The organism is Paenibacillus sp. KS-LC4 (assembly GCF_036894955.1).
GTDB lineage: Bacteria > Bacillota > Bacilli > Paenibacillales > Paenibacillaceae > Pristimantibacillus.
In genome coordinates this window covers 4,906,037-4,931,649 of sequence record NZ_CP145905.1, presented here as the reverse complement: position 1 = coordinate 4,931,649, position 25,613 = coordinate 4,906,037, and the positions used below count along the sequence as shown (strand labels likewise).

Sequence of the window (25,613 nt, the reverse complement as noted above, 5' to 3'; positions counted from 1 at the left end):
ATCTTTTCATGCAGCGCAGCCTTATTTTTCTCCAAGCCCAATAGAGGAGAGCGGATTCGTGGCCTCAAAAAGAGTAAAAACGCCAACCGTATTGCAAATGGAGGCTGTAGAGTGCGGAGCAGCCTCACTTGCTATCGTGCTCGGTTATTATAAGAGCTTCATTCCGCTTGAGGAGCTGCGAATTGCCTGCGGTGTCTCCCGGGATGGAAGCAAAGCGAGCAATGTGCTCAAGGCAGCGCGCCAATACGGTATGGAAGCGAAGGGTTATCGCAAAAATCCGGAAGATCTAAAAACGATGGAATGGCCGCTGATCATCCATTGGAATTTCAATCATTTTCTTGTATTAGAGGGTATTCATAATGATCGTGTGTTCTTGAATGATCCGGTTACAGGTCCAAGGGAAATTAAATTTGAGGAGTTTGATCAATCCTTTACGGGGGTTGCCATTGCGATTAAGCCATCCCCTGCCTATGTCCGTCAAGGGAAAGCGCCAAGTGTGCTTAGCTCGCTGTCCAGTCGCATTAAAGGGTCGGAAAAGGCGCTCATCTTCGCTATTCTTGCTGGATTGTTTCTCGTGCTGCCGGGCCTAGTAATTCCGGTATTCAGTAAAGTATTTATCGACCAGGTACTGCTCGGCAACTTGAAAAGCTGGCTGTTTCCGCTGCTGATCGGAATGGGGCTGACCGCATTGCTGCGGGCGCTTCTGACGTGGCTGCAGCGCTATTACTTGCTTAGGCTGGAAATGAAGCTTGCACTAAGCTCCTCCAGCCGTTTTTTCTGGCATGTGCTGCGGCTGCCGATTGAGTTTTTCTCCCAGCGGTTTAGCGGAGATATTGCCGCAAGGGTCGCCATTAACGACCGTGTCGCCCAACTGCTGTCCGGGCAGCTTGCTGTAGCGGCGCTTAACTGCGTCATGATTGTGTTTTATTTGCTGCTGATGCTGCAATACAGCGTCGTATTGACGGGCATCGCGGTTGGGGCCTCGCTGCTAAATCTTGTATTCATGCGATTTATTACGCGCAAACGCAACGATCAAAATTTGCGCCTGCTGCAAGAGGCTGGGAAGATGCAAGGCGTGTCCATGAATGGCCTTCAAGTGATTGAGACATTGAAATCGAACAGCTCTGAGGCGGATTTTTTCGTTAAATGGTCGGGCTATCAGGCGAAGCTGCTCAATTCCACGCAGCAATTCGGCGTATCGAACCAGTTTCTCATGGCCGTTCCTGCTTTGCTGACGAGTCTGAGCGCTGTTGCGATTTTGTTTCTCGGCGGCTTTCAGGTTATGGATGGAGCGCTGACGATTGGCTCGCTGGTCGCCTTTCAAAGTCTTGCCGCAAGCTTCAGCCAGCCGGTTAACGAGATGGTCGCATTGGCAGGCTCTGTTCAGGAGGCGGGAGGAAGCATGAAGCGGCTGGACGATGTGCTGCAATATCCAATTGACAGGCAGATGGAGCAAAATGGGGAGCAGGCTTCTGAGACAGAGGGCACAGCTAAGCTCTCGGGGAAAATTGAAATTAACAATTTGACGTACGGCTACAGCAAGCTGGAGGGCCCGCTGATTGACCGATTTCATTTATCTATTCAGCCGGGAATGAAGGTAGCGCTGGTTGGAGGCTCAGGCAGTGGGAAATCGACAATTGCGAAGCTGATTGCCGGCATTTACGAGCCATGGGACGGTGATATCCGCTTCGACGGCTTGAAGCGCGATGAAATTTCCCGCAATCGGATGGGCAATTCGCTTGCCGTTGTTGATCAGGACATTGTGCTGCTGGAAGGAACGATTAAAGAAAATATTACATTTTGGGATTCTACGATACCGGAGACCGATGTCATCCGTGCTGCAAAGGATGCGGTGATCCATGATCATATTACGGAGCGCAGCGGCGGCTATGAGCATATGATTGCGGAAAATGGCGGCAATTTCAGCGGAGGGCAGCGGCAACGGCTGGAAATTGCCCGGGCGCTGGCTGGCAATCCATCCATTGTTATTTTGGATGAGGCGACAAGCGCGCTGGACCCGGCAACGGAGAAAAAGGTAGATGATAGTCTAAGGCGCAGAGGCTTGACGTGTATTACGGTAGCTCATCGACTCAGCACCATTAGGGATGCAGATGAGATTGTGGTGCTGGAGCGTGGAAAGATCATTGAACGAGGCACGCATCAGGCTCTCATGGAACGAAATGGCTATTATACCCGTCTCATTCAAAATCAGTAGACATAGAACGAAAAGGAGGTGGAAAAATGGCTGAAGCGGTACAAGGGGGCCTGCATTCTTTTTTTGAGGGTTGCGGTAATTGTCATGAAGTGGAAGGCAACAGGCCGATTCTAATAACCGATCAAAACGATGTATGGTATGTCGATTCGGGTTATGCGGATGTTTTCGCTGTGACTCTTGAGCTTGAAAAGGGCGGGACGAGAAACAAGCGGCGCTATTTATTCAGTTTGGAGGAAGGGGCTCTCTTATTCGGTTTTGAGGATTTTGCAGGAGAAGAGCGAACGGGCTTGCTGGTGACAGCAGCGGTGGGCACGAAGGTATATCAAATGAGCCGCAAGCAATTTGTAAGCCGCAGGTCGGAGTATAAATTAAGCGATGAGCAGCTTGCCCCATTAATTGATCAATGGGTAGGCTGCTGGTCTGCGGCACTAAGTGTGCGTAATTCCCCGCCTGAGTTTGAGCTGCTGGAGCCAAGCGAGCAGCGAGAGCTGGCGCCGGATCAAACCTGGCGATCCCTGCAAACGGTTTGGGTTAAAATTCGTGAAGGGGCTGTCTATTGGTTGTCCGAGCATGCCATTACGGCGCAGGAGCCTCATTACATTCCTGTTACCTCCTCCAGTTGGCTGGAAACGAAGCAGGCCGCTGAGCTCGAATTGCTTAGCACGAGTAATTGGCTTCACAAGGATCAGCAGCTGCAAGGTTTATATTCGTTCCATCAATTAATCGCCAGCCGCTTAGCTGGTTTATTGAAGAAGGAACGGGTGCAGGAGCATGAACGCCTGCTCCGGCGAACGGAGCATGATGATTCGCTCATGGATCATGCGCTCAAGCGATTGCTTGCCGTTACAGGGCCGAAGGATCAGCAGGGGGCTGTTTTCCATTCAGCTGACCCACTATTTATGGCCTGCCGCGTCGTCGGCGAATATGCAAGCATCGTCATTAAGCCTGTAGGCAGAAAGCTTAAGAAGCATTCGCAGCGTTCGCCTATTCAGGAAATCGCCGAAGCTTCTGGCGTCCGCTCCCGCAAGGTGGTGCTCAAAGGGGAATGGTGGAAGGAAGATAATGGGCCGCTGGTCGCGTTCATGGAGCTATCCCGCGAGCCTGTTGCCCTGATTCCTGCTTCTACGGGCTCCTACACGTGGGAAAATCCGCTTAGCGGCGAAAAAGGCAGCGTTCATGCTGAAATGGCAGCAGGCCTAGAGCCGATGGCTTATATGTTTTATCGGACCTTTCCAGCTCGTGCGCTCGGCGTAAAAGATATTTTGCAGTTTGGCATGCATCATTCGATTCGGCGGGATCTCATTATGGTTCTAGCGATGGGTGCTGCAGCAGGCTTGCTCGGCATTATGCTGCCCGTTGCTACCGGCATTTTGGTAGATACGATTATTCCAGAATCGTATCGGGGACCGCTTGTCCAGATGGCGCTGATTCTCGTCTCCGCCGTCCTGTCCATTGCCTTGTTCCGGCTGGCGGGCTCACTCGCTTCCATGCGAATGGAGGGGCGGGTAGAAAGCTCGGTTCAAGCGGCGATTTGGGATCGGCTGCTGAATTTGCCAGTGTCCTTTTTCCGCAGCTATACGGCGGGAGATTTGGCTTCGAGGGCGAGCAGCATTAATACGATTAGGCAGCTTTTATCAGGAGCGGCTCTAGGCTCGCTGCTGACGGGCGTATTTTCTATTTTTCAGTATGCTTTGCTGTTTCGCTACAGTCCAAGTCTCGCTTTAGTCGCCGGAGGTCTTGTGCTCATCTCCATGTCCTTCACGGTCGGCATTGGCCTGCTGCAAATTCGTTACCAGCGCAGGCTGCTTGATATTCAAGGACGTATTTCTGGTACCGTGCTCCAACTGCTGAACGGCATTAGCAAGTTTCGCATGGCGGCGGCGGAAAACCGCGCTTTCTTCTTATGGGCAAGAGCGTTTGCCGAGCAGAAGAAGCTGTCCTTCAAGGTCAGAATGCTGGATAACTACTCAAGCGTCTTTCAATCCTTTTTCCCTTTGGTTTGTTCTATCGTGCTGTTCTACATGGTTGCTTCCAGTCATTCCGCGCTGTCGGCAGGACAATTTATCGCTTTCTTCTCCGCCTTCTCCAGCTTTCTCATGGCGATGCTGGCGATGGCTTCCGCGCTGCTGTCGGTCGTACATATCGTGCCGCTGTATGAGCGAGCCAAACCGATTTTAAAGACGCTGCCGGAATTGCATGACCAGCTTGAGGATCCGGGTGAAGTAAGCGGGGCGATTGAAATTCGGCATATTCAATTCCGCTATGCGGAGGATCAGCCGCTCGTCCTGAAGGATCTGTCGATGAATATTAAAGCAGGGCAGTATGTCGCCTTCGTTGGCGCATCTGGCTGCGGCAAATCAACGCTTATGCGGCTATTGCTCGGCTTTGAGCAGCCTCAAAGCGGTTCAGTTTATTTTGACGGGCAGGATTTGCGCTCGCTTGATGTGGGGCTGCTGAGGAGCCAGTTTGGTGTCGTTTTGCAAAACAGCAAGCTGATGTCCGGCGATATTTTCACCAATATTATTGGTACCTCCGATTTGACGCTTCAGGATGCGTGGGAGGCGGCAGCAATGGCGGGCTTTGATGAGGATATTCGCAGCATGCCGATGGCGATGCATACGGTGATATCCGAAGGCGGCGGCACGCTGTCTGGCGGACAGCGCCAGCGTCTAATGATTGCGAGAGCGATCGCCAAGCGGCCGAAAATTCTCTTTTTTGACGAGGCTACAAGCGCTCTGGATAACAGGACGCAAAGCATTGTCAGCCAAAGCTTGACCAAATTGCAGGTAACGAGAATCGTCATTGCCCATCGTTTAAGTACGATTACGGAGGCGGATCACATTTATGTGTTCGATAAAGGACGAATTATTCAATCCGGCACCTATGAGGAGCTGTTGCAGCAGCAGGGTTTGTTCGCGGAGCTTGCCAGCCGTCAATTGGCGTAATATTTGAACTAAAATTGAACGAGAGTTGAGAGCAGATTGAAGCTGTACTGCTATTCTAATACCTGTAAGAAACAAAACTACATTATTGGAGGAATTAAATCATGAGTTGGAATGAACAGCAAGTTACGGATACGGTAAATGCAGTAATCGCGAAAGCACAATCGGATGCACAATTCCGCGCACTTGCAGTAAGCGATATTTATGCAGCGATTAAAGAAGCAACAGGACATGAGGTTCCACAAGAATTTAAAATCAATATCGTTGATGGAACGGGCTACCACGCGACAATCGTACTGCCTGAAGTACGCGGCGCGGCTGATGAGCTGACAGAAACAGAACTGGAATCCGTTGCTGGCGGCAGCAAACAGGGCGCTACTGACTTTTTCAATGGCGTAGGCTCAATTGCTGAAAATGCAGCTAACACGGCTATCCGCGTTGGCGAAAATATCGGTAATGCAACAGCTGACCAAATCAGAAACGCATAATTTCCTTAAATATAAGACGATATAAGCTTTGCACTTATAAATGGGCTTATATTTCTCGGACTGAAACGAGCCGCGCCGCCAACGGCAGGCGATAGCCGTTTCACCTTGATACTTAAAATAGTGCTTGCATTGGAGTGATATCCGCCGCTGAGGCGCGATATCGCTCCAAATTTATAGAGAAGCGATGAGAGGGACAGCTGTCTATCCGCGATTGCCCGCGTTTTTCAGCGGAAGCTGCTTCATCCCAATGCCTAACAAGAGGGTGCTTGTGTGTCGGTTGTGTCTGTTTTGTCATTCAAATGGATCAAGTCTTTCTGGATGATTATGCTGTGTATGTTGTCAGGCATAGCTATTGGTCTATATGCGCCAGGTATCGCTCATTCGGTAGCGGATTTCGGTGATCTTTATTTATCCTTTCTGAAAATGTGTGTCATTCCGATTATGATGACCGCCATTATTTCCAGCATTGGCAGCTTATTCATTAATAGCGGCGCTATGAAAACAATTGCACGCATGTGCTTGGTCTATGCTGCGGCACTCGTCATATCCGGCTTGTTTGGACTTGTTGCCGGAGAAATCGGCCATCCGGGGGCAGGCTTGCCTGAGCAATCGAAGCAGGTGCTAGGCGCGATAGTCAACGATTCCAGCTCCAATGGAGCAGCAGTGGAAGAGGAGAAATCGCAAGGCATTTTGTTGTTTTTGCTCGACATGATTCCGTCCAATATTTTTACAGCCCTGATGGAAAACAATACGCTGCAAATTTTATTTTTCTCCGTCATCGTCGGCGTAGCCGTCGGCATGATGCGAACGAGACAAGGGGAAGATGTGCTGCAACTGGCGGATGTACTGTTCCGTGCTTTTCAAAAGGCGATTTCCTGGTCGATGTACGCGCTGCCATTTGCTTTATTCTGCATGATGGCTGGACAGTTTGCTGCTTTGAATTTGGACATTTTGCCTGCCATGCTGAAGCTGATTATGATGTTTTATCTCGTAAGCATCGTACTCATTATCGTTTCTGTCGCCGTATTGTCTCTGCAATTGCGTCAGCCTGTCAGAGTGGTCATCGGTGCTTTAAAGGAGTCGCTCATTTTAGCATTTGGCACGAGAAACAGCATTGCTACCGTTCCATCCTGTATGCATGCTTTAAGCAAAGAGCTCCATTTGCAGTCGCACGCAATTCAGCTTGTAGTACCGATTGGCATGATTATGTGCCGTTACAGCATGGTGCTTATGTATACGCTGGGCATTGCCTTCACCGCTCAATTGTATGATTACGATTTTACGCTCATGCAATGGACGCTGGTGCTGATAGGGGCTGTATTAACCTCCATCGCAGGGGCAGGCTCGCCGGGTGTCGTGTCGATTGGCATGATTGCGATTATAGCAGGAATGCTTAAGCTTCCAGCTGAAGTGACAATCATTTTATTGCTGGCGATCAACCCGATTATCGACCCCATTATTACGGCAGCTAATGTATCCATTAACTGTGCTACGGCTTCACTTCTATCAGCCAGAAAGGAAACACATGTACAAGATCAAGAGATTAGCGCCTAAGGACCGTGTGAAATACAAGCCGCTCATGTTTCAGTGGCTTTATTTGCAATTGGAGCAGAGTATCAGGAGCGGCCAAGGGCAAAGCCGCTTTATGCTAATAGGGGCGGAGGTAGGAGATGCTCCGGTAGGCTTGGCTGTGCTGGAGCTGCGGGCAGGGACAGGAGCGCAGTGCGCGATGCTGCAATGCTTGTTCGTTGACAAGGCTTGGCGCAGGAAGGGAATCGCCTCCTCCATTATGGAAGAAGTACGGAGCTTATGCCTGGAGAAGAAGGTCAAAAGCGTTGAAGTTTATTATTATTCCGGCAAGTCCTCTACGGAGACGATAGAAGCATGGCTGCAAAAAGAAGGCTGGACACAGCCGTTATGCGATGCGGTCGTTTTCCATATCAATCGCGATATTGCCCGCGCAAGCTGGCTGCGGGAGCGTCCTTTGCCAAGCGGCTTGGAGCTGTTTCTATGGGCGGAAAAGCAGGAGCACGAGCTTAAACAAGCGATTGAAGCCGCCGCCGCTGTTTTCCCGAGCTTTCTGTCGCCGTTCAAAACCTTTGCGCCCTTGGAGCCGAGCGGCAGTCTCGGACTCATGTCGGAGCAGGGGATTAAAGGCTGGTCGATAACGTATCGGCTGACCGAGGATACGATATTGTACGATGCACTCTACGTTGCACCTGAATATCAGCAGGTCGGCGTAGCCTTCCACATGCTGGCGAGGTCGATTCGGCTTCAATTGGAGGCGGGCATTCCTTACGGCATTTTTACGGTGAACCGAGGGACGCCTGTCATGATGAAGCTCGCGCGGCAATGGCTTGCGCCTTACTCATGGAAGACAAGCGAGAAGCGGATTTGTTATTTGCCATTAAATTAGAGATTGGCGGGGATGAGCATGAAGGAAAATGAACGGGCCCATCGTATAGCAGTAACGGGCATAGGTGTATTGTGTGCGCTTGGCGATGAGCCGCAGGCCGTTTTTGAACGGATGTTTGCATCAGAGACAGGGATTGGGAAGGTCACTCGCTTTAATACGGATGCGTTATTAAGCTCGCTTGCCGGACAATTGGACGAAGCGTGGCGTGAAGCAGCCTTCGCGGATACCGCGCAGCAGTCGATGGACTGGTGTGCGCGCTATGCGATTGCGGCTGCCAAGCAGGCGCTGCATAGCAGCGGCCTTGCAATAGCGCAAGGAAATGCCGATGTGCAGGCAATTGCAGCGGATTCAGCAGGTATTGCTGCAACAGCAACAACAGCAACAACCGATGCGCATCAAATTCCAGCCTCAAAAATTGGGCTGTCGCTTGGTACGTGCAACGGCGGCATATTATCGCTGGAGAAGCAATGGGATTTGTCGGCGCTGGATGAGGAGAATACAGCTAACTATCCTTTTTATCAGCAAGGGGATGATACTGCACGGCAGCTTGGCGTGCAGGGACCGGTGGCGACGTTAAATACGGCATGTGCCGCTAGTGGCAATGCAATCGGCTATGCCAGCGATATGATTCGCTGGGGCTATGCCGATGTCATGCTCGCAGGCGGTTCAGATCCGCTGTCGCATAGTGTATATGCCGGATTTAATGTACTCCGGGCGCTTAATCCGCTGCCATCCTCGCCGTTCGGCAGCCGCTTTGGCCTGAATTTGGGCGAAGGCGCAGCATTTGTCGTGCTGGAGCGGCTGGACGCCGCCACTGCGCGCGGGGCAACGATTTATGCGGAGCTGTGCGCATATGGGCTGAGCAATGATGCCCATCATATGACAGCGCCGCATCCAGAGGGCGCCGGGATGCAGCGGGCGGTAGATATGGCTCTGAGCCTGGCGCAGGTTGCCAAACAGGATATTGAATACGTAAACGCGCATGGCACCGGAACGCAAGCGAATGACCGCGCTGAAATGAGCGGTTTGAAGCGCAGCTTTGGCGAGCGGCTGACCATTCCGGTCAGCTCAAGCAAAGCTTATTTCGGGCATAGCCTAGGTACTGCCGCTGCGCTAGAGCTTGTGACCTCGCTTTATGCGATCAAGCAAGGCTATGTGCCGGCAACGCTGCATTTTGACACGGCGCGCGAGGGCTGCGAAGAGGCGGATATCATTCAGCACAGCATGCGCCCGATGCGTCCAAAGTATATCGTCAGCAATAATGCTGCTTTTGGTGGGCATAACGTTTCATTAGTACTGCGGACGGATTTGCGTGAAGCCGAGGTGACGCATGCGGAAAATCCGGCGCAGCAAGCCAAACGACGGGTTGTCATTACCGGGCTTGGTGCAGTTGGGGGTGGCCAGATTCATCAAGGCGGGATCGTGAATTGGCTTGCGGAGAGGGCATCTACTCTACCTGCTTCTTGTGAAGCATCTGACACAGCCTCCTTTTCCTTGAAGGAATATGACAAAAGCAAATATGAACGCAGAATGAATCAGCTGTCGCAAAATACGATTGGCGCAGCCCTTGCTGCACTGGAGGACGCACAAGTAACCGAGGTGGAGAAGGAAGAGCTCGGCTTTATTTTTGGCACAGCCCGGGGCAGCACGGATAGCATTTCCCAATATTTGGAGTCCGTATTTGTGAAAGGGCCGGAATATGCGAGCAGCATTTATTTCCCCCATACCGTCATTAATTCAATTGCCGGGCAGACAGCGGAGAAGCTGAAGCTTCTAGGCTTCAACAGCTCCTTCAGCACGGGAGGCAATGAGGGTCTGACCGCTGCGCTGTATGCGGCAGGAAAGATTCGTGAGGGTACGCTAACCTCCTGCCTTATTGGAGCGGGAGATGAATGCTCGGAGCTGTCCAGCCATATTGACCGTGCGAAAGGCTTGCAGGCGAGCCGCTTCCGCATGGTGGAGGGCAGCGTATGCATGGTGCTTTGTGAGGCGGAGCAAGCCGTGCAAGGACAGTCCGGCATTTATGCCGAGCTAAGCGGCTTTGGCACTGCCTTTGGAGCAGCAGCAGCTGGTGCCGAGCTTGAGGCGACGCTTTGCCGAGCGGCAGCGGAAGCATTAAATGAAGCAGGAATAGGTATAGCGCAGCTGGACCTGATTTTGCTGAATACGGTCGGCAGGCCTGGCGAGATGGAGAGCGAGCGTCAAGCGCTATCCTCGTTAAGCGCAGCTGATCCGTCGCCGCCAATCATTAGCCTCAATGAATACGCCGGCTTCGGCGAATCCTACAGCTCGATGCTGCATTTGGCGGCTGCTGCTGAGCTGGTGAGCCTAACAGCTGCCGCAGGTGGAATAGCCAGCGGCGCATATGCCCGACTTCGTGTGCCGCAGCAAGCAGGCCAGCTTCAGCATGTTTTAACGGTAAGCTCGACGGTAAACGGTAGTTATTCGGCGGCAGTTGTAAGCGCATGGAACGATTGAGAGGCGCTTGTGTATGGCACTATTTTCAAAATTAAAAAAGGTTAATTTCCAAGGAGGCGCACACGTATGAGCGTAGAGCAGATTTTAGACATGGACACCATTAAGCAGACGATTAAGCAAAGGCTGCTAATTGACAGGCTTAAGCTTGAGGATATAACAGCGGAGGAAATTACGGACGAAATGATTTTATTCGGTGAAGGGCTGGGCCTGGATTCGGTTGAAGCGTTCGAGGTAATGGTTGGCATGGAGGAATTGTATGGCGTTATGGTAGAGCAAATTCCAGCGGATGAGTTGAATATTCATTTGAAAAATGTCCAATCCATTGCTGATTTGATCATGGCAAGCCGGCAGAAAGGAACAGAGGGGTCATGACCTTTCGTGATCACGTCATACTGATTACGGGCGTAACACGAGGCATTGGCCGGGCCATCGCCCTGCGATTCCTTGCAGAGGGGGCTGTCGTTGCCGGCATTTATGTGCGGGATGATGAAGCAGCGGAGAAGCTGCGGGGCGAGGCTGACAGCGCTGGCGGACGGATTAGCCTATACAAAGGCTCCGTCAGCGATCAAGGCTTTGTAGCCGATGTAATGAAGCAAGTATTCGATACGTACGGACGTCTCGATGTGCTGATCAACAATGCAGGACGCACGAATGATAAAATGGCGCTGTTTATGGAGGAGCAGCAGTGGAATGAGGTGCTGGATACGAATTTTATCGGCACCTGCTGCTGCTCTCAGGAGGCGGTCAGCTATATGCTGCGCCTTGGGAAGGGAGCCATTATTAATATGGTGTCCGTCAGCGGCATCTACGGGCGCGAGGCCCAGACGAATTATGCGGCTTCCAAAGGCGCGATTATGGGCTTGACGAAGCTGTATGCTCGGTTATATGCGTCGCAAAACATTCAAGTGAGCGCCATTGCGCCCGGCATGATTGAAACCGAAATGGCCCAAGGCGTTCCCCCAGAGAAGCTGGCGGATTTTTTGAAGCATACAGCAGCCGGCAGACTCGGATCAGCCGAGGAGGTAGCGGATGCGGTTATGTATTTGGCGGGGCCTCTGGCTAGCTATCATGCGGGTCAAACGCTTAAATTAGATGGTGGATTTTTGCGATAAGCTTGAGTGGAATCGGAGAGGAAGCGGGAGGATGAAAACGGCTTTTTTGCATCATGCTGAAAGTGCTTCGGGCACAGCGATGGCGCTGTATATGCTGCAACGGGGCATTCGGGTCACGGCTAGCTTCCAGATGCCTGAGCAGGCGGAGCAGTTTAGGGCAACTGTGCCGCCGCAGCGGCAGCAACAAATTCAAACGATCGTTGCACCAGACGTTCAAATGAACGCAGTGGAGTTTGTGATAGCAGGCATTGCCGAGCAGATGGGAGGGCTAGACCTATATATTCATGGCCATGATTGGGTGGACGAGCTGGAGGCGTTTCAGCATAACCCTGCCGAGTTCGCTCTGAAAAGCTACAGCCTTCTAAGCGAGCTGTTTCTGTACAGCCGGGCGGCAGGGAGCGTGATGGCGCGCAAGCAGCGAGGGCAGATTATCGTGCCGATGCTGGCCGATTCGCTGCATGCTGATGGCTTCCCATCATCTCCCGTATATAACCAAGGAGCGCTGGCCTTTGTCAAAAGCTTGGCTAAGGAGCTGTCCCCGTTCCGCGTCAGTGTAAATGCGCTGACATTTGGGTATTTTCGATTGGAGAAAAAAGCGGTCGCTGGCCGAAATAACCGCAAGCCGTTTGATATTTATGCATTAAAACCGCCAGTGCCGGAATTGGAGGAGCTCGCCCACGGGCTCGGTCTGCTTCTTGATTACGGTCATGGCATGAGCGGTCAAAATACGACATGGGGTTACGGTATTCAGTCTGTTCTCTAGCTGAGCATGAGGACGAGGCTTAAGGCTCAAGGTAACCTTTGAAAGAGGCGGTGCATATGGGATACCAGCGGGCTGATAACGTTCATAAAAAGGAAAATGAGCAGGCCGGCGAGCTGTTGGAAGAAGAGCTGGAAGAGGTTGTTGGAGGGCTGGCAACCGTCTCTATTCCGCGCTGCAAGCTATGCTATGTTCGTATCGCTGTGTATGACATGACCGTATGCGCAGTATGCTTTCGCAAAACTCAAGTTTCGCATGGAGGGGAGGACGGCCAGCAATGATCGGCAAATACGATCGCTCGGCCTTCTGCTTGCTTTTGGTGTTGGTAGTAGTCATTTTTACGACAGCATGTGCAAGCATGACACATCGCGCACAGCAAAGGGGAATAGAAAAGCAAGCTCATGCAGCAAGCCCAGCCTTTACGACTCCAATTCCCGCAAGCTCAGCCGCTCCGGCTGATAAAGCGGAAGTGGACAAGAATGCTGCAAGTAAAGTGGAGCTTCCCGTCTATACAGAGGAGCAATTAAAGACTTATCCGGAGGATATTCGGGACATATTGAGCAGAGGCAAGCTGCGGGTAGCCCTCTATCAGGAGGATCGTTATCCGTTTTTCTATGCAGATGATCAGGGAGTGCTTCGCGGAAGCGATGTTGAGCTTGCAAATGACATCGCTCTTAAGCTTGGCGTACAGGCCGAATTTATCCGTACAGCAGCTTCTTTTAATGAAGTGATTACTCAAGTATCTAATGGAGAGGCGGACATCGGGGTTTCCAAGCTGAGCATGACCTTGGAGAGGGCGAAGCGGGTTTTATTTTCCGATGCTTATTTGAATTTGAAACAAGCGCTGTTGATTAACCGATTGCAGTTGGCCGCCATTGGCGAAAAAGGCGATGACAGCGATCCGCTGGCGCTCATCCAAGAAAGAGGAGAGCGGATTGGCATTGTAGCGGGCACCTCCTATGCGGGCTTTGCGCGTGAGCTGTTCCCGAATCAAAATCAGGCGGGCTATTCAACCTCGGCCCAACTGTTTGATGGCGTGCGGCAGGGGGATGTGCTGGCCGCCGTCTATGATGCCTTTGAAATTTCACGTTATTTGAAAAAGTATCCGTCCTATTCGCTTCAGCTGCAATTCGTGCAATTGGACGATCACGATGATGATATCGCCATTGCCGTCGATCCGCAGCGCTATCATCTCCACCAGTGGGTGAATACTTATCTCCATATGGAAAAGAAGGAAATTCAAAAAAGACTAGAAAACTATGATATATAAAATATTTTAAGCAAAATGCTATGTTATGATGCAGAGGCGGGTGCTATTGCTCCGACAATTTTACTGTGAAAAAAGGGGTAATCAGCGGTGATGCTACCATGAAGAAACGTGTGCCTTTCCTCTACTATTTCGTTCCGCTAGCGCTAGCTTCATTTATATTCATCATACTGATGACGTTTAATTCCGCACTAGATAAGGATAAACCTGAAGCGAGCAGGGGGAAGCTGTCGTTTACAACTGAGGATCAAATTATTGGTACGGGCAGCTCTCTGGACGGCGAATGGGAGTTTTACTGGAATCAGCTGCTGGAGCCTGATGATTTTGCAGCGGGGAGCGCAGGGCAGGCGGGGTATATGACAGTTCCCAGCTCATGGAGCAAGACTGAGGCTGATGGACAAAAGCACTCAAGCAAGGGCTACGCCACCTATCGTCTTGTCGTTCAGCTGCCAGAGTCGGACACCGAGCTGGGTCTTGTGGCAAAAGGGATAACAACGGCCCACCGGATATGGATCAATGGGAAGCTCGTCTCTGAAAGCGGAGTTGTAGGCCGCAGCGAGAAGGAGGCAGTGCCGTATATGGTGCCTTCCCTTATTCGCTTGGAAGCAGGCCAGACGCAGGCAGACATCGTCATCCAAGTGTCCAACTACACCCAGCGCAAAGCAGGCTTGTTTGCTTCATTAACTTTGGGGGAATACGCCAGCCTGGATCACTTTATGAAAAAGAAGCTCGTATTCGAGAGTATGCTGATTGGCTGCATGCTCATTATGGGGCTTTACCATAGCGTTTTATTTATCCTCTTGCGCAAAAATTGGGAATCTTTATTTTTTGGCCTTATTTGTGTGCTGCTGGCTATGAAAAACAGCTCCCAATCCCAATACACGCTATCGGTCTTAATTCAAAGCCTAAACGATAATGCCTTAGTGAAAATCGAATATTTGGGCTTTCTCGGGAGCGCCCCGCTATTTGTGTTGTTTTTCTATTACAGCTTTCCGGGCCAAGTGACAAAACGGATGCGAAATATACTGTGGATTCCAGGAGGGCTGCTGACCCTCTTCATTGCTGTGACGCCGGTTCAAGTGTTTACGAAGCTGGCAATGGTTATGCAGGCGTATGCCATTGTAATCGGTTTTGTGCTCATTCAATATGTATTTAAAGCGGCTGTTAGACGGCTGTCAGGTGCGAATTTAATGCTGATGGGCACCGTCGTTTTTTTCATAACGGTCGTTAATGATATTTTGATGAGCAATGACACGATTCGAACGGGCATTTATTTTCCATATGGGCTGCTATTTTTAATTATTTGCTTATCCATCATTGTGTCGATCAAATTTTCCAATGCCATTAAAACGAATGAGCGCTTATCTGCGCGCCTGCTTGATTTGGATAAGGTAAAGGATGAATTTTTGGCGAACACCTCTCACGAGCTTCGTACGCCGCTGAACGGCATTATTGGACTGGCGCAGTCGCTGCTTCACAGCATGCATGATCGGATAGAAGACAGCCAGCGTGTGCATTTGAGCATGATTGTGTCGAGCGGTCAGCGCATGTCCTATTTAATTAATGACATATTGGACTATGCGCTACTAAAAAATAATGATATGCGCCTTCATCTAACGAACATTGATTTGTACCAGCTGGCACAGGTGGTGCTAACGGTCGTCAAGCCGCTCGTAACCGGCAGAAATTTGGAGCTGCGCAATCATATTCGCTCCGATTTTCCAGCTATTTTGGCTGATGAAAATCGCTTGCAGCAAATTTTGTTTAATTTAATAGGTAATGCAATCAAATACACACCTTCCGGGCATGTAACGATAACCGCGCAGCATTTCCGCAACTATGTGGAAATACATGTGGAGGATACGGGAATTGGCATAGCGGAGGACAAGTTTGAAGTCATTTTCAACCCGTTTGAGAAGCTTGAATCCATAGATGATACGGGCACGGGGCTGGGCCTCAAAATTACGAAGCAGCTAGTTGAATTGCACGGTGGAGAAATTACGGTATGGTCGAAGGTCGGTCAAGGCTCCTTGTTTAGCTTTACCATCCAACATCTCGGGGGTAAGGGGCTGCCAGTATCGCTACTTGAAAAGGAGCAGGAACAGGGACGTTTGAACGGGCATGAGCTCATCGCTGTTGAAAAAGAACAGACAGCAGCCGCCCACGCAGGTACAGGAAGTAGAGGCGGTTCTGAGCTGTCCGCATCTTCACAGCGGCCTTATCGCGTGCTCATTGTGGACGATGAACCCGTGAATTTGCAGGTCGTTATTCAACAGCTGGCGCCGCTCGGCTGTGTATTCGAGTCTGCTACCAGCGGTGCTGAGGTGCTGGAGCGTATGGATGAGCTGCATGAAATGGATTTGGTTATTGCCGATTTGATGATGGTCGGCATGTCCGGCTATGAGCTATGCAGCCTGATTAGAGAAAAATACAACTTAATCGAGCTGCCCATATTGATTATGACCGCAAGCAGCAGAGATCATACGATTATGGCCTGCTTTAGCGCTGGAGCGAATGATTATATCTCGAAGCCGATTGGCCGCAATGAGCTTGTAAGCCGTGTCCGAACGCTGCTGCTGTTAAAAAGGTCTGTTCAGGAAGTAAGCCTCAATGCGCAGCAGCTTGCCGAGTTAAACGAGCAGCTTTCCGAGCTGAATACGAATCTGGAGCATCGCATTCATGAGCGCACGGTAGAATTGGAGCGAAAAAACAAAGATTTAAGCCGGCTTGAGCTGTCCCGCAGGCGTCTGCTCAGCGATATTTCCCATGAGCTGCGCACGCCGATGACGGCGATTCAAGGCTATGTAGAAGCGATTGTATCCGGCCTTGTGGAGCAGGAGGCGGATAAAAAAAGGTACCTGCAAATGGTACTCGTCAAAGCGCTTGGCCTAAGCCGTTTAATTCATGATTTATTTGAGCTGTCGCGGCTGGAATCGGGAAAATCCGAAATGATTTTTCTCATGATGACGCTTCAGGAGCTAGTTGCCAAAATCGAGGACAAATTCATGCTCGATGTTGTGCGCGCCGGACTGCATTATGATTTTCAGCTGGCCTTTGATTCAGCTAAGCTGGCCGAATACCATGTCGTTGTGGATATGGACCGAATTACGCAGGTGCTGACCAACCTTGTGTTTAATGCGATTCAGCACACGGATCCCGAAGGGCACATTCGCATTCATTGTGCGATTGAAGAGTGGGGAGGAGAGGGCGATTCCGTCGGTCAGCTCACGATACGTGTTCAGGATGATGGAGCAGGCATGCAGAAGGAGTCGCTGCCCTTTGTATTTGACCGCTTCTTTAGAGAAAAACATGCTCGGCAGGCGGTTCAGGGGAGTGGAATCGGCCTTGCGATTGCCAAAGAGATCATTCATTATCATGAGGGTGAAATTCATGTGGAGAGCACGCTGGGAGTAGGAAGCACCTTCTATTTCACGCTCCCGCTGTATGTTTTGGAGTAGCAGGTGCGGCAAGCTTCTTATTAATTCTGTGAAAATGTTAATCCTATAGACCTATTTACTTGTGTTATAATTTTGCCCAGAGAAAGAATGCTGGGAGATTGCTCCAGCTAGGGCATGTTTTATGGTGAGGCGGTGCAGGGATTTACTGTTATCGCTTCATGTGAAATATGACCACAATATTCTGGGAGGTACGTATGATTAGAGAAAGCAGGCCGGTTAAACGGCTAATATTCGCTATGGTTTTGGGAATGCTTCTGCTATGCATCGGGCCCTTGGCAAGCGCTTCGGCAGCGGATGACGCGAAGATTAAACTCGACGGCAAGCAAGTAGTGCTGAATGATTCTACGTTTATACTGGATGGAAGATTATATGTGCCTGTAGCTCGCATCGCGGAGCTGTTCAATGCCAGATCGAGCTGGGATAGTGATAATGAGGAAGTAACAATACATACGGCTGTGAATGATAAAATCGTCCTCGGAAACGGAGTGCCTGTTGTCTATTTCAACGATGAGCGCTATGTAATGGATGCGGCACCGGTATTTAAGGAAGGCAGACTGTATGCGTCCTTGCGCCAATTAGCCGAAATGCTGCATGCCGATTTGCAGGTAAATGCGGAATCAGGCGATATTGAGCTCGCTACAGTGAAGCCCGCAGTCATAACGGACAAATATGGCATAGACGAGATTAGCAAGGAAACGAAGAGCAGCAAGTCGGAGCTGCTTAAGCGCAACGGGCTGGACAGCAAGGCGAAGCTTAAAGCGGGTATGAAGCTTAAAGTGATCATTCCTTCGGTCTTTGATCATGCGGCTGAACCGTTCACAGAAGCGGACTTGACGCTGCTTGCCAAGATTACAATGGTTGAATCGGGCTATGAGTCATACCAAGGACAGCTTGCCTTGGCAAACGTCATCTTGAACAGAGTGAAGGACTCCCGTTTTCCAAACTCAATTCGTGAAGTAATTTATTCGGGCAGGCAGTTCCCGCCAGCTCACAATGGACTCCTTGATAAGAGTAAGCCAAATGAAGGCTCCCTGCGCGCAGCTAAGGAAGCGCTGAATGGCAAAAACAACGTGCAAAATGCAATCTACTTCTTTAATCCAAATGTATCCCAAGGCGCCTTCTGGGACAGCCTGGAGGTCATTACGACGATCGGCAATCATAGCTTCGCAAAATAGGAACGAAACATATAGAGAAGTCCGTTATGGCGTATTCAGCCGTAACGGACTTTTTTTGCTATATGGAGCTAGGAGGCTGGCTTGGGATTCATTCGTTTATAGTCGGCTTCTTGCTCGGCAGTTGCTTTAGGAATATCCATGCCTTTTTCCCAAATGATGAGACGATCGTTTTTGTCCTTGCCCTGATAGTAGATGATTGTTTTTTCTTGGGTCGGGTCGGGACTGTCCAGTGTAGACCAATAATCAGGCAATAGCTCAGGCTGTTTGCTCTGCTCGGAAAAGAAACGCCTGCGCTCATAGATTTTGTGTACTTCTCTATTGGTATCACTCAGCGAGCCAACGCCGCCTAAATAACCCTGTACATTGGCCGTAATTCGGAAATGAATGGAGCCATCCTGCATTTGATAGACATCGCTGATTGTAATATCACGGCTCGCTACAGGGAACTTCCTTGTGCTGAAAAGATAGTAGGCTGTCAGCAAAACGCTGACGGCAATACAGACGCTAATTGCGGCTACGATCCATTGTCTTCGTTTGATTTTTTTTAGAAAATTGATTTGTTTCTGTGGGGCCGCCTGAAAGCCCTCTGTCTGAGTCAGCATGCTGTCGAGCACCTGTCTGCAAGCATTGCAAGAAGCAAGATGCGCTTGGATTGCTTCATTGGTGCCTTCGCTAGTCAGTCCTTCAATGTAGTTGGGCAGCAAATCCTGCACAATATGGCAATTTAATTGTTGTCCCATTATTCTCGCCCTTTCATCATTTTTTGCTTGCCTCGGTAAAAGGTTACTCTGGCCCAAGCTTCGCTTTTCCCCAAAATTTCTCCGATTTCCCCAAAGGTTAATTCGCCTGAAAGCCGCAAGTACATCACCTCTTTCGTCTTCTCATCCAATTGATGCAGCATACGAAACAAGGAGAGCTTATCCTCCTTATGTAAAATATCTGCTTCGACCTGCTGTCCCATAGAAATAGGAATATCATCTGCATCCAAGGAAACAGCTTGGAACTTTTTGTTTTTGTTAAGCTCCCTATACCACGCGCGCTTAGCAATTTGGCATAACCAGACAGACATTTTACAATCACCGCGAAAGTTATGCACACCCTTCATCGCCTGATAGAAGGTCTCCTGCGTTAGCTCCTCCGACAAATCGGCATTATGCGTCAAGCTGTACAAATATTTATAAACCGTCTGCGCATACGTGCTATAGAGCTGCTCCATGCTTTCCATTTCTACACCTCCTATCCTATAAGTGCGGGAAAATAACATTTCGTTACAGAATACAATCAATTTTTTTGTTTTTTTAAACAAGCAACGTACAGAACGACATTTAAACCTTTTGGGAAAATGAAAAAACCGTCCAAACCCTAATTAGAATAGTTTGTATATTTATTATATTTACATAAAATAAACAAAATTCTATTTAAGTTTAAAAGTAATTAAATTGAATTATTTATTGTTATTTATATATTAAATGTTAATTAAACGACTTTAAAAGTGTTTTATCGACAAAATTCGCTATATACAAGTAATTATATTAATTATAAAATCAATATATTGTTCTATTTTATTGAGGAGGAAGAATATGAAAACACAGGTTCGTTTTAAAACATTTTTTATGGCTGCAAGTTTGGTTATCCTTTTCTTGGCATTCCAGGCAAGCGCCTTTGCAGCAACTGTTGGCAGTCAGTTAAATCAGCCGGAGGCAGGCTGGAAAAGGTACGATCAGAAAGATGCTGCTTTTAACTATATGGGTAGATGGACAATCGAAACAGTTTCTAATGCATTCTATGGAGGCACTCAGCATGATACTGCTGAAAAAGATGCATATGTAGAATTTAGCTTTACTGGAACTAAGTTAAGGTTAATTTTAAGTATGTGGGATACTACGTCTACTGATGTAAGTGTTATTATTGACGGTGAAAATCAAGGTTCATTTAGTCAAGTAGGAGCAAAAGTAAGGAAGGCCTTGTGGTACGAGAAAACAGATTTAGAAGATACTGCTCATACCGTTAGAATAATTAATAATGTAAATCTGGTTATGACGCTGGACGCTGTTGATATTGACGAAAATGGCACGCTGTTCAAGACTCCAGAAGTAACAGTCCCGGCAGCTCCTCAAGATCTAGTTGCTGCTGTTAATAATGTGAATAATTCTATTACTTTGAACTGGAACTCAGTATCGAACGCAACCAAATATAATGTTCAGCGTTCAACAATTGCGGGCGGCCCTTATACAAGTCTTGCTGCAAGCGTAAGCGCTACTTCCTTTTCTGATACAAGCGCTGAGCCAGGAAAACGCTACTATTATGTAGTAACTGCATTAAATACGGCTGGAGAAAGCCAAAAATCGAATGAAGTAGCTGCTGAACTTGAAAAAAAATCACCTGTCTTAAAAGTGACTATAAATGAAAATACGGTCAAATTAAATGATCAATTCACATCTTACATCTCTTTGGAAAATGTAAGCAATATTTATGCTGAAGACTTTACAATCAGCTATGATGCTGCGCTATTTGAATATGTAGGATTTGAAGAAATAGCAGGCTACAAAGTTTTTAACGAACCGACAGATAAAGACGGAACAATCCGCTTTATTGTAGCCAGTCAAGGCGAGGCGTACGGAATTAATGAAGCAACGACTTTCCTGAAACTTAATTTTAAAGCTAAGGCAATGGGTACTGGAAAAGTGGATGCTGTAAAATGCCGTATAGCAGATACTATAAATGAGTATGATCTTGATGAAGCTGGTTGTACAGAAGACAGTGTTACAGTAAGCAATCCTGACGTAAACCGTTCAGGCGCATACACACTGGTTGACCTTGCAATCGTAGGTTATTATCATGGTAAAACTTTAGCTGAAACAGATACGGTTAATCATGTAGCCGATCAAACAGGAGACGGTTTTATTTTAAATGACGACCTTGTCTATGTTGTAAATCAAATGTTGAATAATCCGAATTATTCCCCAAATAATTAAATCAATGAAAAAGAGTGGAGTCGCTGAGAAGCGGCTCTTTCTTGTTATTTTTACTGTTGGATCTAACGAAAGCATAATTTTAGTCAAAAAATGATCTGGATTTTTATGGGGAATAGCTTTAAAATGGTTTTACAAAACGAAACTTAGTTTCATTAAATGAAACAGGAGGCGAAATACATGGCTTATCATTTTTATGGCATTGACCATATTCAGCTTGCAGCCCCGGACGGCTGCGAAACAGAGGCAAGAGGCTTTTTTAACGGCTTATTGGGATGGTCGGAAATTCCCAAGCCGGAAATGCTGAAAAAACGCGGCGGGGTTTGGTTTCAATGCGGCACCCATCAAGTGCACATTGGCGTACAGCAGGATTTTGTCCCAGCAACGAAAGCCCATCCTGCCTTCCACGTACAGAGCATAGAGAAATTGCGCGAGCATTTGCTTCAGCATCATATTCAAGTAATCGACGACGAGGCTAGGGCAGATGAAGGCGTCATACGCTTCTACTTAAAAGATCCATTTGGCAATCGCCTTGAGTTTCTAGAGTGGCTTTCCTAATCATTTAATAAGCCGGCGTCAGACGTTTATATGCAAAAGTTTATACGCAGAAGCCCCTATCCGGCTTTATACCCGGATAGGGGCTTATTAACAAACGATAAGCATTCCGTTTATGGAATGGACTGTCTTACGATTTGAGAGATGCAATATGCAGCTGTTTATTACGTTCCTTAAAGCGTACATTATGGGAGGAAACGTAGGCATACTGATCCGCTTCCGGCTCCATATATAGCTTGGCGCTGTTCAAGGCAAGCACGGCATCGGTAAACGTTCCGGCAATCAGCCTTACCTTGCTGTCATAATGCACGCAGTCGCCGGCTGCGAAAATGCCCGGTACATTCGTCGCCAGACGGTTGCTGACGTTGATCGCCCACTCGCCCAGCTCAATGCCCCATTCTGCAATCGGGCCGTAGTCGCTCGTATAGCCGTGGTTGACGACTACCGCATCCACATCCAGCACCTCCGTTTCGCCCGTCTCGGCATTTGTAATCGTAACGCTGTGAATCGTCTCGCCTTGCCCGTTCAGCTGGCTGACGAAATAAGGGGTACGTACATCAGCGGTTGCCATCATATCCGCAACATGCTTCTCCATTGCTTTAAACTGGTCGCGGCGGTGAATGACGATAACCTCTGCCCCGATGCCCGTAAGCTCATTCGCCCAATCGACTGCGGAATTGCCGCCGCCGGAGATCAGCACTCTTTTGCCGCGGAACGATATGAGCTCTTGAATGGTGTAATGCAGATTCGTTACCTCGTAGCGGTCAGCGCCCTGAATATCAAGCTTCTGAATTTGCGTAATGCCGCGGCCTACGGTCACGATAACGGTGCGCGAGAGATGCTGCTCGCCAGTTGTCGAGGTTAGCAGGAAATTCCCGTCCTCTTGTTTAACAACTCCAACAATTTTTTGGTTAAACACGAGAGTTGGGTCAAAGGTACGCGCCTGCTGCTCCAGCCAGGCAATCAGCTTGTCACAGCGCATCGGTGGAATGCCGCCAACGTCCCAAATCATTTTCTCCGGGTACGTGTGCAGAAAGCCGCCAAGCTCATTTTGAGCTTCAATCAGCTTCGTTTTCAAATCGCGCATTCCGCTATAAAAAGCAGTGTACATGCCCGCAGGGCCTCCACCAATAATCGTTACATCAAATAATTCCAAGGATTCAGACATTTGAGCAAGCCTCCATTTATAATGAAAATCATTATCAATATACTAGCTTCTATAGTAAAGGAGAATAAGGAAAGCGTCAATAACAGGTGCGCGGCAAAAGAAACTTTTTCCTATTGAAGTGCTTTGGTCAGAATTCGTTCAGAGCGATTTGATATGATGCATGTAGGATGCTGATATCAAAAAAGCGGAGGGGAATTTATGGCACTGCAATATTCCTTAATGTTTGAGGAGCGGTTGTTGACACAGTCGATGGTAACAAAGGTTTTAAAGCAGTTGGGCTTTGTAGCTGAGCAGCTGGTTCCGCTTACCAATGGATTTCGAATTGATGAATTTAATGAAAGAATCGGATTTTCGGTGACCATAGTCAATACGCTCGATATGTCATTTGGGTGGGACTCTGACTATTTGGAGGAAGAATTCGTATACCAGCAGCATGTGAGCTTCAAGCTTTACAATTCGTATGATACAGAGCCGGAGGCTTGCGAGCTGATGCTCAAAATGGTGTTCAGCCTTCTCGAAACGGTGGGCTCGGATGCCCTTTTGACATTTAGCGACTCAGAAATTTTTTATCGGAAAAATAACGCCCTTTATGTCAATAATGATTTTGGCTTCTGGGAGCATGACAGCGTGAAGGCTTTAATCGGGGCGATGGAGTACCAGCCTTTTAGAGCTATGGCGCATATATAAAAGAATGCATATCAATTTAAACACGGCGGGAGCGACTCTCCTGCCGTGTTTGTAAAAAAAAGTCGATCGCTTCCCACAAAAAGAGAGGCAATCGTCTTTTTCTTGATTAATATCTGGTACTTAAGTGATTATGTACCTACAACGTCTTCGCAATATCGACCAGCGACTGCGACATGTCGTTAATTTCATCCATGGAGGCGTTGACCTGCTCGGTTAGGGCAGCTTGCGTCTGCGTTAAGCTAGCCATGTTATGAATCTGCTGGAGAATTTCCTCGATATAATCCTTCATCGTGTTCAGGCTGTTTTCGATATTGACGGTTGCATCGGCGCTGTGGACGGCCAGCTTGCGCACTTCATTGGCTACGACCGAAAAGCCTTGGCCCAGCTCACCGGCACGTGCTGCCTCAATCGCGGCATTGAGGCCCAATAGATTCGTTTGATTAGCGATTTCTTTAATGAAATTAGAAATATTTTTGGTCTCGTCGGCACTATTTTTGGCATGATTGGCGGCCTCGGTCGATTGCTCTTGGGCAACGGCGAGCTCCTGCGCCTGGGTTGTGACATTATTAATGCCTTTGACCATATCCGAAATGGATTGCGAGAGCTGCTGGGTTTTCTCATTCATCAGCTTGACGATAGCATCTTTGTTTTTCTCATAGGTAACATCCCGAATCGTGCCGGCAACCCGAAGAGGAACACCCTTCGAATCCCGGATTGTTTCTCCCCCTGCATGAAACCAGCGATACTCGCCATTTTTCAACATCAGACGATAGTCCAGGTCATATGGCGTTTTACCGCTGTAATCGTTCATATGGTCCGCAAAGCCTTTAATAGTCCGTTCTGCATCATCAGGATGAAGCCGGCTGCTCCAGCTGCTGAAGACGTTAGGGAAGTCGCTCTCGTCTTGAAAGCCAAGCGTTTTGCGGAATTGGGGCGACCACCAAAATTCATTATTGGGATTGACCACGTCGCCGGCGACAACCGTCATATCCCATGGAGCTTCGACTAAAGCACGGTTGATCAGATCGTAGCGCGTAACGAGAGCGGCAGTCTCCTGCTCCTTCAATTTCTTTTCATGGATATCAAATAAAGCGCCAGCAACGCGGAACGGAACTCCCTTCGAGTCTCTCACCGTCGTGCCTGTCGCACGGAACCAGCGATATTGTCCGTTTTTCAGCAGCAAGCGGTATTCCAAATCATAAGGGACGGTCCCGGTTCGATCGTTCAAATGGTTCGCAAAGGCAGCGAGTACCCAGTCATGATCCTCTTTGTGAAGCTTGGACGACCAACTGTCCAGTATGTTCGGGAAATCTTCTTCATTCTGATAGCCTAGCATTTTGCGCAAGGCATCGCTCCAAATGAACGTATTTTTCGGATTGACTGGATCTCCCGCAATGATCTGCATATCCCATAGTCCAACTTGGATAGCCTCTGTTACAAGCTGTAAACGAAGCTCGGCGTCTGAAGCCTGCTGGCTCAGCATCTGGAGTGCAGCATTAAAATGCTCTATAATGGCTCTCGTCTCGTCCGAATTTACAGCAGGCACCTGAAATGGCGAAAAATCTTGCTGTGAAAATTGTGCAGAGCGTTTTCTAGCTTCCTCTAGCAAGGCGATCATAGGTTTTGTCTGTGTGTCCTTGAGAAACATAAGGTTGTCCCCCTTAAATTAATGAAACCTTTAATCAATGTTTCATGTTAACACCACGATAACATTTAAAGCGCCTTTTTTCTACAATATTCGACAAATAATTGATAGTTTATTTAGCTGCTTTTTCCTAATTGAATGAATCGAATGATGACTTGGCTGCAAGTGGCGACAACAAGCAGAGGAGGAATCTTTTTAAAGTATAGATTATGATTCAAAGAAAAGCCTTTCAATGGTAATATAGGAGTAATTAGTAGATTAGTTTGGGGGGATTT

General features: G+C 48.6%; 20 protein-coding genes. 16 read left to right on the top strand and 4 right to left on the bottom strand.

Features of this window, described 5'->3' with window-relative positions:
- Positions 1–58 precede the first annotated feature (58 nt).
- The 13 genes from V5J77_RS20890 to V5J77_RS20830 all read left to right on the top strand — a co-directional run bounded on the left by V5J77_RS20890 (position 59) and on the right by V5J77_RS20830 (position 18,311).
- Positions 59–2,215, top strand: a complete 2,157-nt coding sequence (locus V5J77_RS20890) for an NHLP family bacteriocin export ABC transporter peptidase/permease/ATPase subunit (protein ID WP_338552764.1) — start codon at positions 59–61, stop codon at positions 2,213–2,215.
- A 26-nt stretch (positions 2,216–2,241) separates the two neighbouring features.
- Positions 2,242–5,160 carry an NHLP bacteriocin export ABC transporter permease/ATPase subunit gene (locus tag V5J77_RS20885; RefSeq protein ID WP_338552763.1) on the top strand — a complete coding sequence of 973 codons (2,919 nt, stop codon included), beginning with the start codon at positions 2,242–2,244 and terminating at the stop codon, positions 5,158–5,160.
- A gap of 101 nt (positions 5,161–5,261) precedes the next feature.
- Entirely contained in the window at positions 5,262–5,645 is a 384-nt protein-coding gene (locus V5J77_RS20880) for a hypothetical protein (protein ID WP_338552762.1), read from the top strand.
- 270 nt (positions 5,646–5,915) lie between these two features.
- Positions 5,916–7,199 carry a cation:dicarboxylase symporter family transporter gene (locus V5J77_RS20875; RefSeq protein ID WP_338552761.1) on the top strand — a complete coding sequence of 428 codons (1,284 nt, stop codon included), beginning with the start codon at positions 5,916–5,918 and terminating at the stop codon, positions 7,197–7,199.
- Positions 7,171–8,061, top strand: coding sequence for a GNAT family N-acetyltransferase (locus tag V5J77_RS20870; protein WP_338552760.1), 891 nt, complete (start codon positions 7,171–7,173; stop codon positions 8,059–8,061). Before V5J77_RS20875 ends, V5J77_RS20870 begins: the two co-directional genes overlap by 29 nt.
- 18 nt (positions 8,062–8,079) lie before the next feature.
- On the top strand, positions 8,080–10,539 hold the full coding sequence (locus V5J77_RS20865) for a beta-ketoacyl-[acyl-carrier-protein] synthase family protein (protein ID WP_338552759.1): 2,460 nt from the start codon (positions 8,080–8,082) through the stop codon (positions 10,537–10,539).
- Positions 10,540–10,605: 66 nt separating this feature from the next.
- The gene (locus tag V5J77_RS20860; RefSeq protein WP_338552758.1) at positions 10,606–10,911 is read left to right on the top strand and encodes a phosphopantetheine-binding protein; all 306 of its coding nucleotides are present in this window, start codon (positions 10,606–10,608) and stop codon (positions 10,909–10,911) included.
- Positions 10,908–11,651, top strand: coding sequence for an SDR family oxidoreductase (locus V5J77_RS20855; protein WP_338552757.1), 744 nt, complete (start codon positions 10,908–10,910; stop codon positions 11,649–11,651). Before V5J77_RS20860 ends, V5J77_RS20855 begins: the two co-directional genes overlap by 4 nt.
- Before the next feature lie 31 nt (positions 11,652–11,682).
- Positions 11,683–12,414: an SDR family NAD(P)-dependent oxidoreductase gene (locus tag V5J77_RS20850; protein WP_338552756.1), complete on the top strand. Its 732-nt coding sequence runs from the start codon at positions 11,683–11,685 to the stop codon at positions 12,412–12,414.
- 56 nt (positions 12,415–12,470) lie between these two features.
- On the top strand, positions 12,471–12,692 hold the full coding sequence (locus V5J77_RS20845; protein WP_338552755.1) for a hypothetical protein: 222 nt from the start codon (positions 12,471–12,473) through the stop codon (positions 12,690–12,692).
- Positions 12,689–13,681, top strand: a complete 993-nt coding sequence (locus tag V5J77_RS20840; protein WP_338552754.1) for an ABC transporter substrate-binding protein — start codon at positions 12,689–12,691, stop codon at positions 13,679–13,681. Before V5J77_RS20845 ends, V5J77_RS20840 begins: the two co-directional genes overlap by 4 nt.
- Before the next feature lie 98 nt (positions 13,682–13,779).
- On the top strand, positions 13,780–17,136 hold the full coding sequence (locus tag V5J77_RS20835) for an ATP-binding protein (protein ID WP_338552753.1): 3,357 nt from the start codon (positions 13,780–13,782) through the stop codon (positions 17,134–17,136).
- A 194-nt stretch (positions 17,137–17,330) separates the two neighbouring features.
- Positions 17,331–18,311, top strand: coding sequence for a cell wall hydrolase (locus V5J77_RS20830; protein WP_338552752.1), 981 nt, complete (start codon positions 17,331–17,333; stop codon positions 18,309–18,311).
- Positions 18,312–18,379: 68 nt separating this feature from the next.
- Here V5J77_RS20830 and V5J77_RS20825 read toward each other — a convergent pair whose 3' ends face one another.
- Both V5J77_RS20825 and V5J77_RS20820 read right to left on the bottom strand, forming a co-directional pair.
- Entirely contained in the window at positions 18,380–19,051 is a 672-nt protein-coding gene (locus V5J77_RS20825; RefSeq protein ID WP_338552751.1) for a zf-HC2 domain-containing protein, read from the bottom strand.
- Positions 19,051–19,536 carry a sigma-70 family RNA polymerase sigma factor gene (locus V5J77_RS20820; protein WP_338552750.1) on the bottom strand — a complete coding sequence of 162 codons (486 nt, stop codon included), beginning with the start codon at positions 19,534–19,536 and terminating at the stop codon, positions 19,051–19,053. The genes V5J77_RS20825 and V5J77_RS20820 overlap by 1 nt, the downstream gene beginning before the upstream one ends.
- Positions 19,537–19,891: 355 nt before the next feature.
- On the opposite strand from V5J77_RS20820, the gene V5J77_RS20815 reads away from it, so the two are divergent.
- Both V5J77_RS20815 and V5J77_RS20810 read left to right on the top strand, forming a co-directional pair.
- Positions 19,892–21,286, top strand: a complete 1,395-nt coding sequence (locus V5J77_RS20815) for a cohesin domain-containing protein (protein ID WP_338552749.1) — start codon at positions 19,892–19,894, stop codon at positions 21,284–21,286.
- A 177-nt stretch (positions 21,287–21,463) separates the two neighbouring features.
- Positions 21,464–21,841, top strand: a complete 378-nt coding sequence (locus V5J77_RS20810) for a VOC family protein (protein ID WP_338552748.1) — start codon at positions 21,464–21,466, stop codon at positions 21,839–21,841.
- A gap of 127 nt (positions 21,842–21,968) precedes the next feature.
- Here the strand turns inward: V5J77_RS20810 and V5J77_RS20805 are convergent, their stop codons facing one another.
- On the bottom strand, positions 21,969–23,006 hold the full coding sequence (locus V5J77_RS20805) for an NAD(P)/FAD-dependent oxidoreductase (protein ID WP_338552747.1): 1,038 nt from the start codon (positions 23,004–23,006) through the stop codon (positions 21,969–21,971).
- A gap of 198 nt (positions 23,007–23,204) precedes the next feature.
- Between V5J77_RS20805 and V5J77_RS20800 the strand changes: the two genes are divergently transcribed.
- Positions 23,205–23,693, top strand: a complete 489-nt coding sequence (locus V5J77_RS20800; protein ID WP_338552746.1) for a SitI3 family protein — start codon at positions 23,205–23,207, stop codon at positions 23,691–23,693.
- Positions 23,694–23,829: 136 nt separating this feature from the next.
- On the opposite strand, the gene V5J77_RS20795 is transcribed toward V5J77_RS20800, so the two are convergent.
- Positions 23,830–25,341 (bottom strand): PAS domain-containing protein, encoded by a 1,512-nt coding sequence (locus tag V5J77_RS20795; protein WP_338552745.1) that lies wholly within the window; start codon positions 25,339–25,341, stop codon positions 23,830–23,832.
- Positions 25,342–25,613: the final 272 nt, after the last annotated feature.

What these genes read in the sequence shown, in the direction of transcription:
- V5J77_RS20885 (WP_338552763.1), top strand. Translation starts at nt 2,242, where the DNA reads ATGGCTGAAGCGGTACAAGGGGGCCTGCATTCTTTTTTTGAGGGTTGC.
- V5J77_RS20880 (WP_338552762.1), top strand. Translation starts at nt 5,262, where the DNA reads ATGAGTTGGAATGAACAGCAAGTTACGGATACGGTAAATGCAGTAATC.
- V5J77_RS20870 (WP_338552760.1), top strand. Translation starts at nt 7,171, where the DNA reads ATGTACAAGATCAAGAGATTAGCGCCTAAGGACCGTGTGAAATACAAG.
- V5J77_RS20865 (WP_338552759.1), top strand. Translation starts at nt 8,080, where the DNA reads ATGAAGGAAAATGAACGGGCCCATCGTATAGCAGTAACGGGCATAGGT.
- V5J77_RS20860 (WP_338552758.1), top strand. Translation starts at nt 10,606, where the DNA reads ATGAGCGTAGAGCAGATTTTAGACATGGACACCATTAAGCAGACGATT.
- V5J77_RS20855 (WP_338552757.1), top strand. Translation starts at nt 10,908, where the DNA reads ATGACCTTTCGTGATCACGTCATACTGATTACGGGCGTAACACGAGGC.
- V5J77_RS20850 (WP_338552756.1), top strand. Translation starts at nt 11,683, where the DNA reads ATGAAAACGGCTTTTTTGCATCATGCTGAAAGTGCTTCGGGCACAGCG.
- V5J77_RS20845 (WP_338552755.1), top strand. Translation starts at nt 12,471, where the DNA reads ATGGGATACCAGCGGGCTGATAACGTTCATAAAAAGGAAAATGAGCAG.
- V5J77_RS20840 (WP_338552754.1), top strand. Translation starts at nt 12,689, where the DNA reads ATGATCGGCAAATACGATCGCTCGGCCTTCTGCTTGCTTTTGGTGTTG.
- V5J77_RS20835 (WP_338552753.1), top strand. Translation starts at nt 13,780, where the DNA reads ATGAAGAAACGTGTGCCTTTCCTCTACTATTTCGTTCCGCTAGCGCTA.
- V5J77_RS20830 (WP_338552752.1), top strand. Translation starts at nt 17,331, where the DNA reads ATGATTAGAGAAAGCAGGCCGGTTAAACGGCTAATATTCGCTATGGTT.
- V5J77_RS20825 (WP_338552751.1), bottom strand. Translation starts at nt 19,051, where the DNA reads ATGGGACAACAATTAAATTGCCATATTGTGCAGGATTTGCTGCCCAAC.
- V5J77_RS20820 (WP_338552750.1), bottom strand. Translation starts at nt 19,536, where the DNA reads ATGGAAAGCATGGAGCAGCTCTATAGCACGTATGCGCAGACGGTTTAT.
- V5J77_RS20815 (WP_338552749.1), top strand. Translation starts at nt 19,892, where the DNA reads ATGAAAACACAGGTTCGTTTTAAAACATTTTTTATGGCTGCAAGTTTG.
- V5J77_RS20810 (WP_338552748.1), top strand. Translation starts at nt 21,464, where the DNA reads ATGGCTTATCATTTTTATGGCATTGACCATATTCAGCTTGCAGCCCCG.
- V5J77_RS20805 (WP_338552747.1), bottom strand. Translation starts at nt 23,006, where the DNA reads ATGTCTGAATCCTTGGAATTATTTGATGTAACGATTATTGGTGGAGGC.
- V5J77_RS20800 (WP_338552746.1), top strand. Translation starts at nt 23,205, where the DNA reads ATGGCACTGCAATATTCCTTAATGTTTGAGGAGCGGTTGTTGACACAG.
- V5J77_RS20795 (WP_338552745.1), bottom strand. Translation starts at nt 25,341, where the DNA reads ATGTTTCTCAAGGACACACAGACAAAACCTATGATCGCCTTGCTAGAG.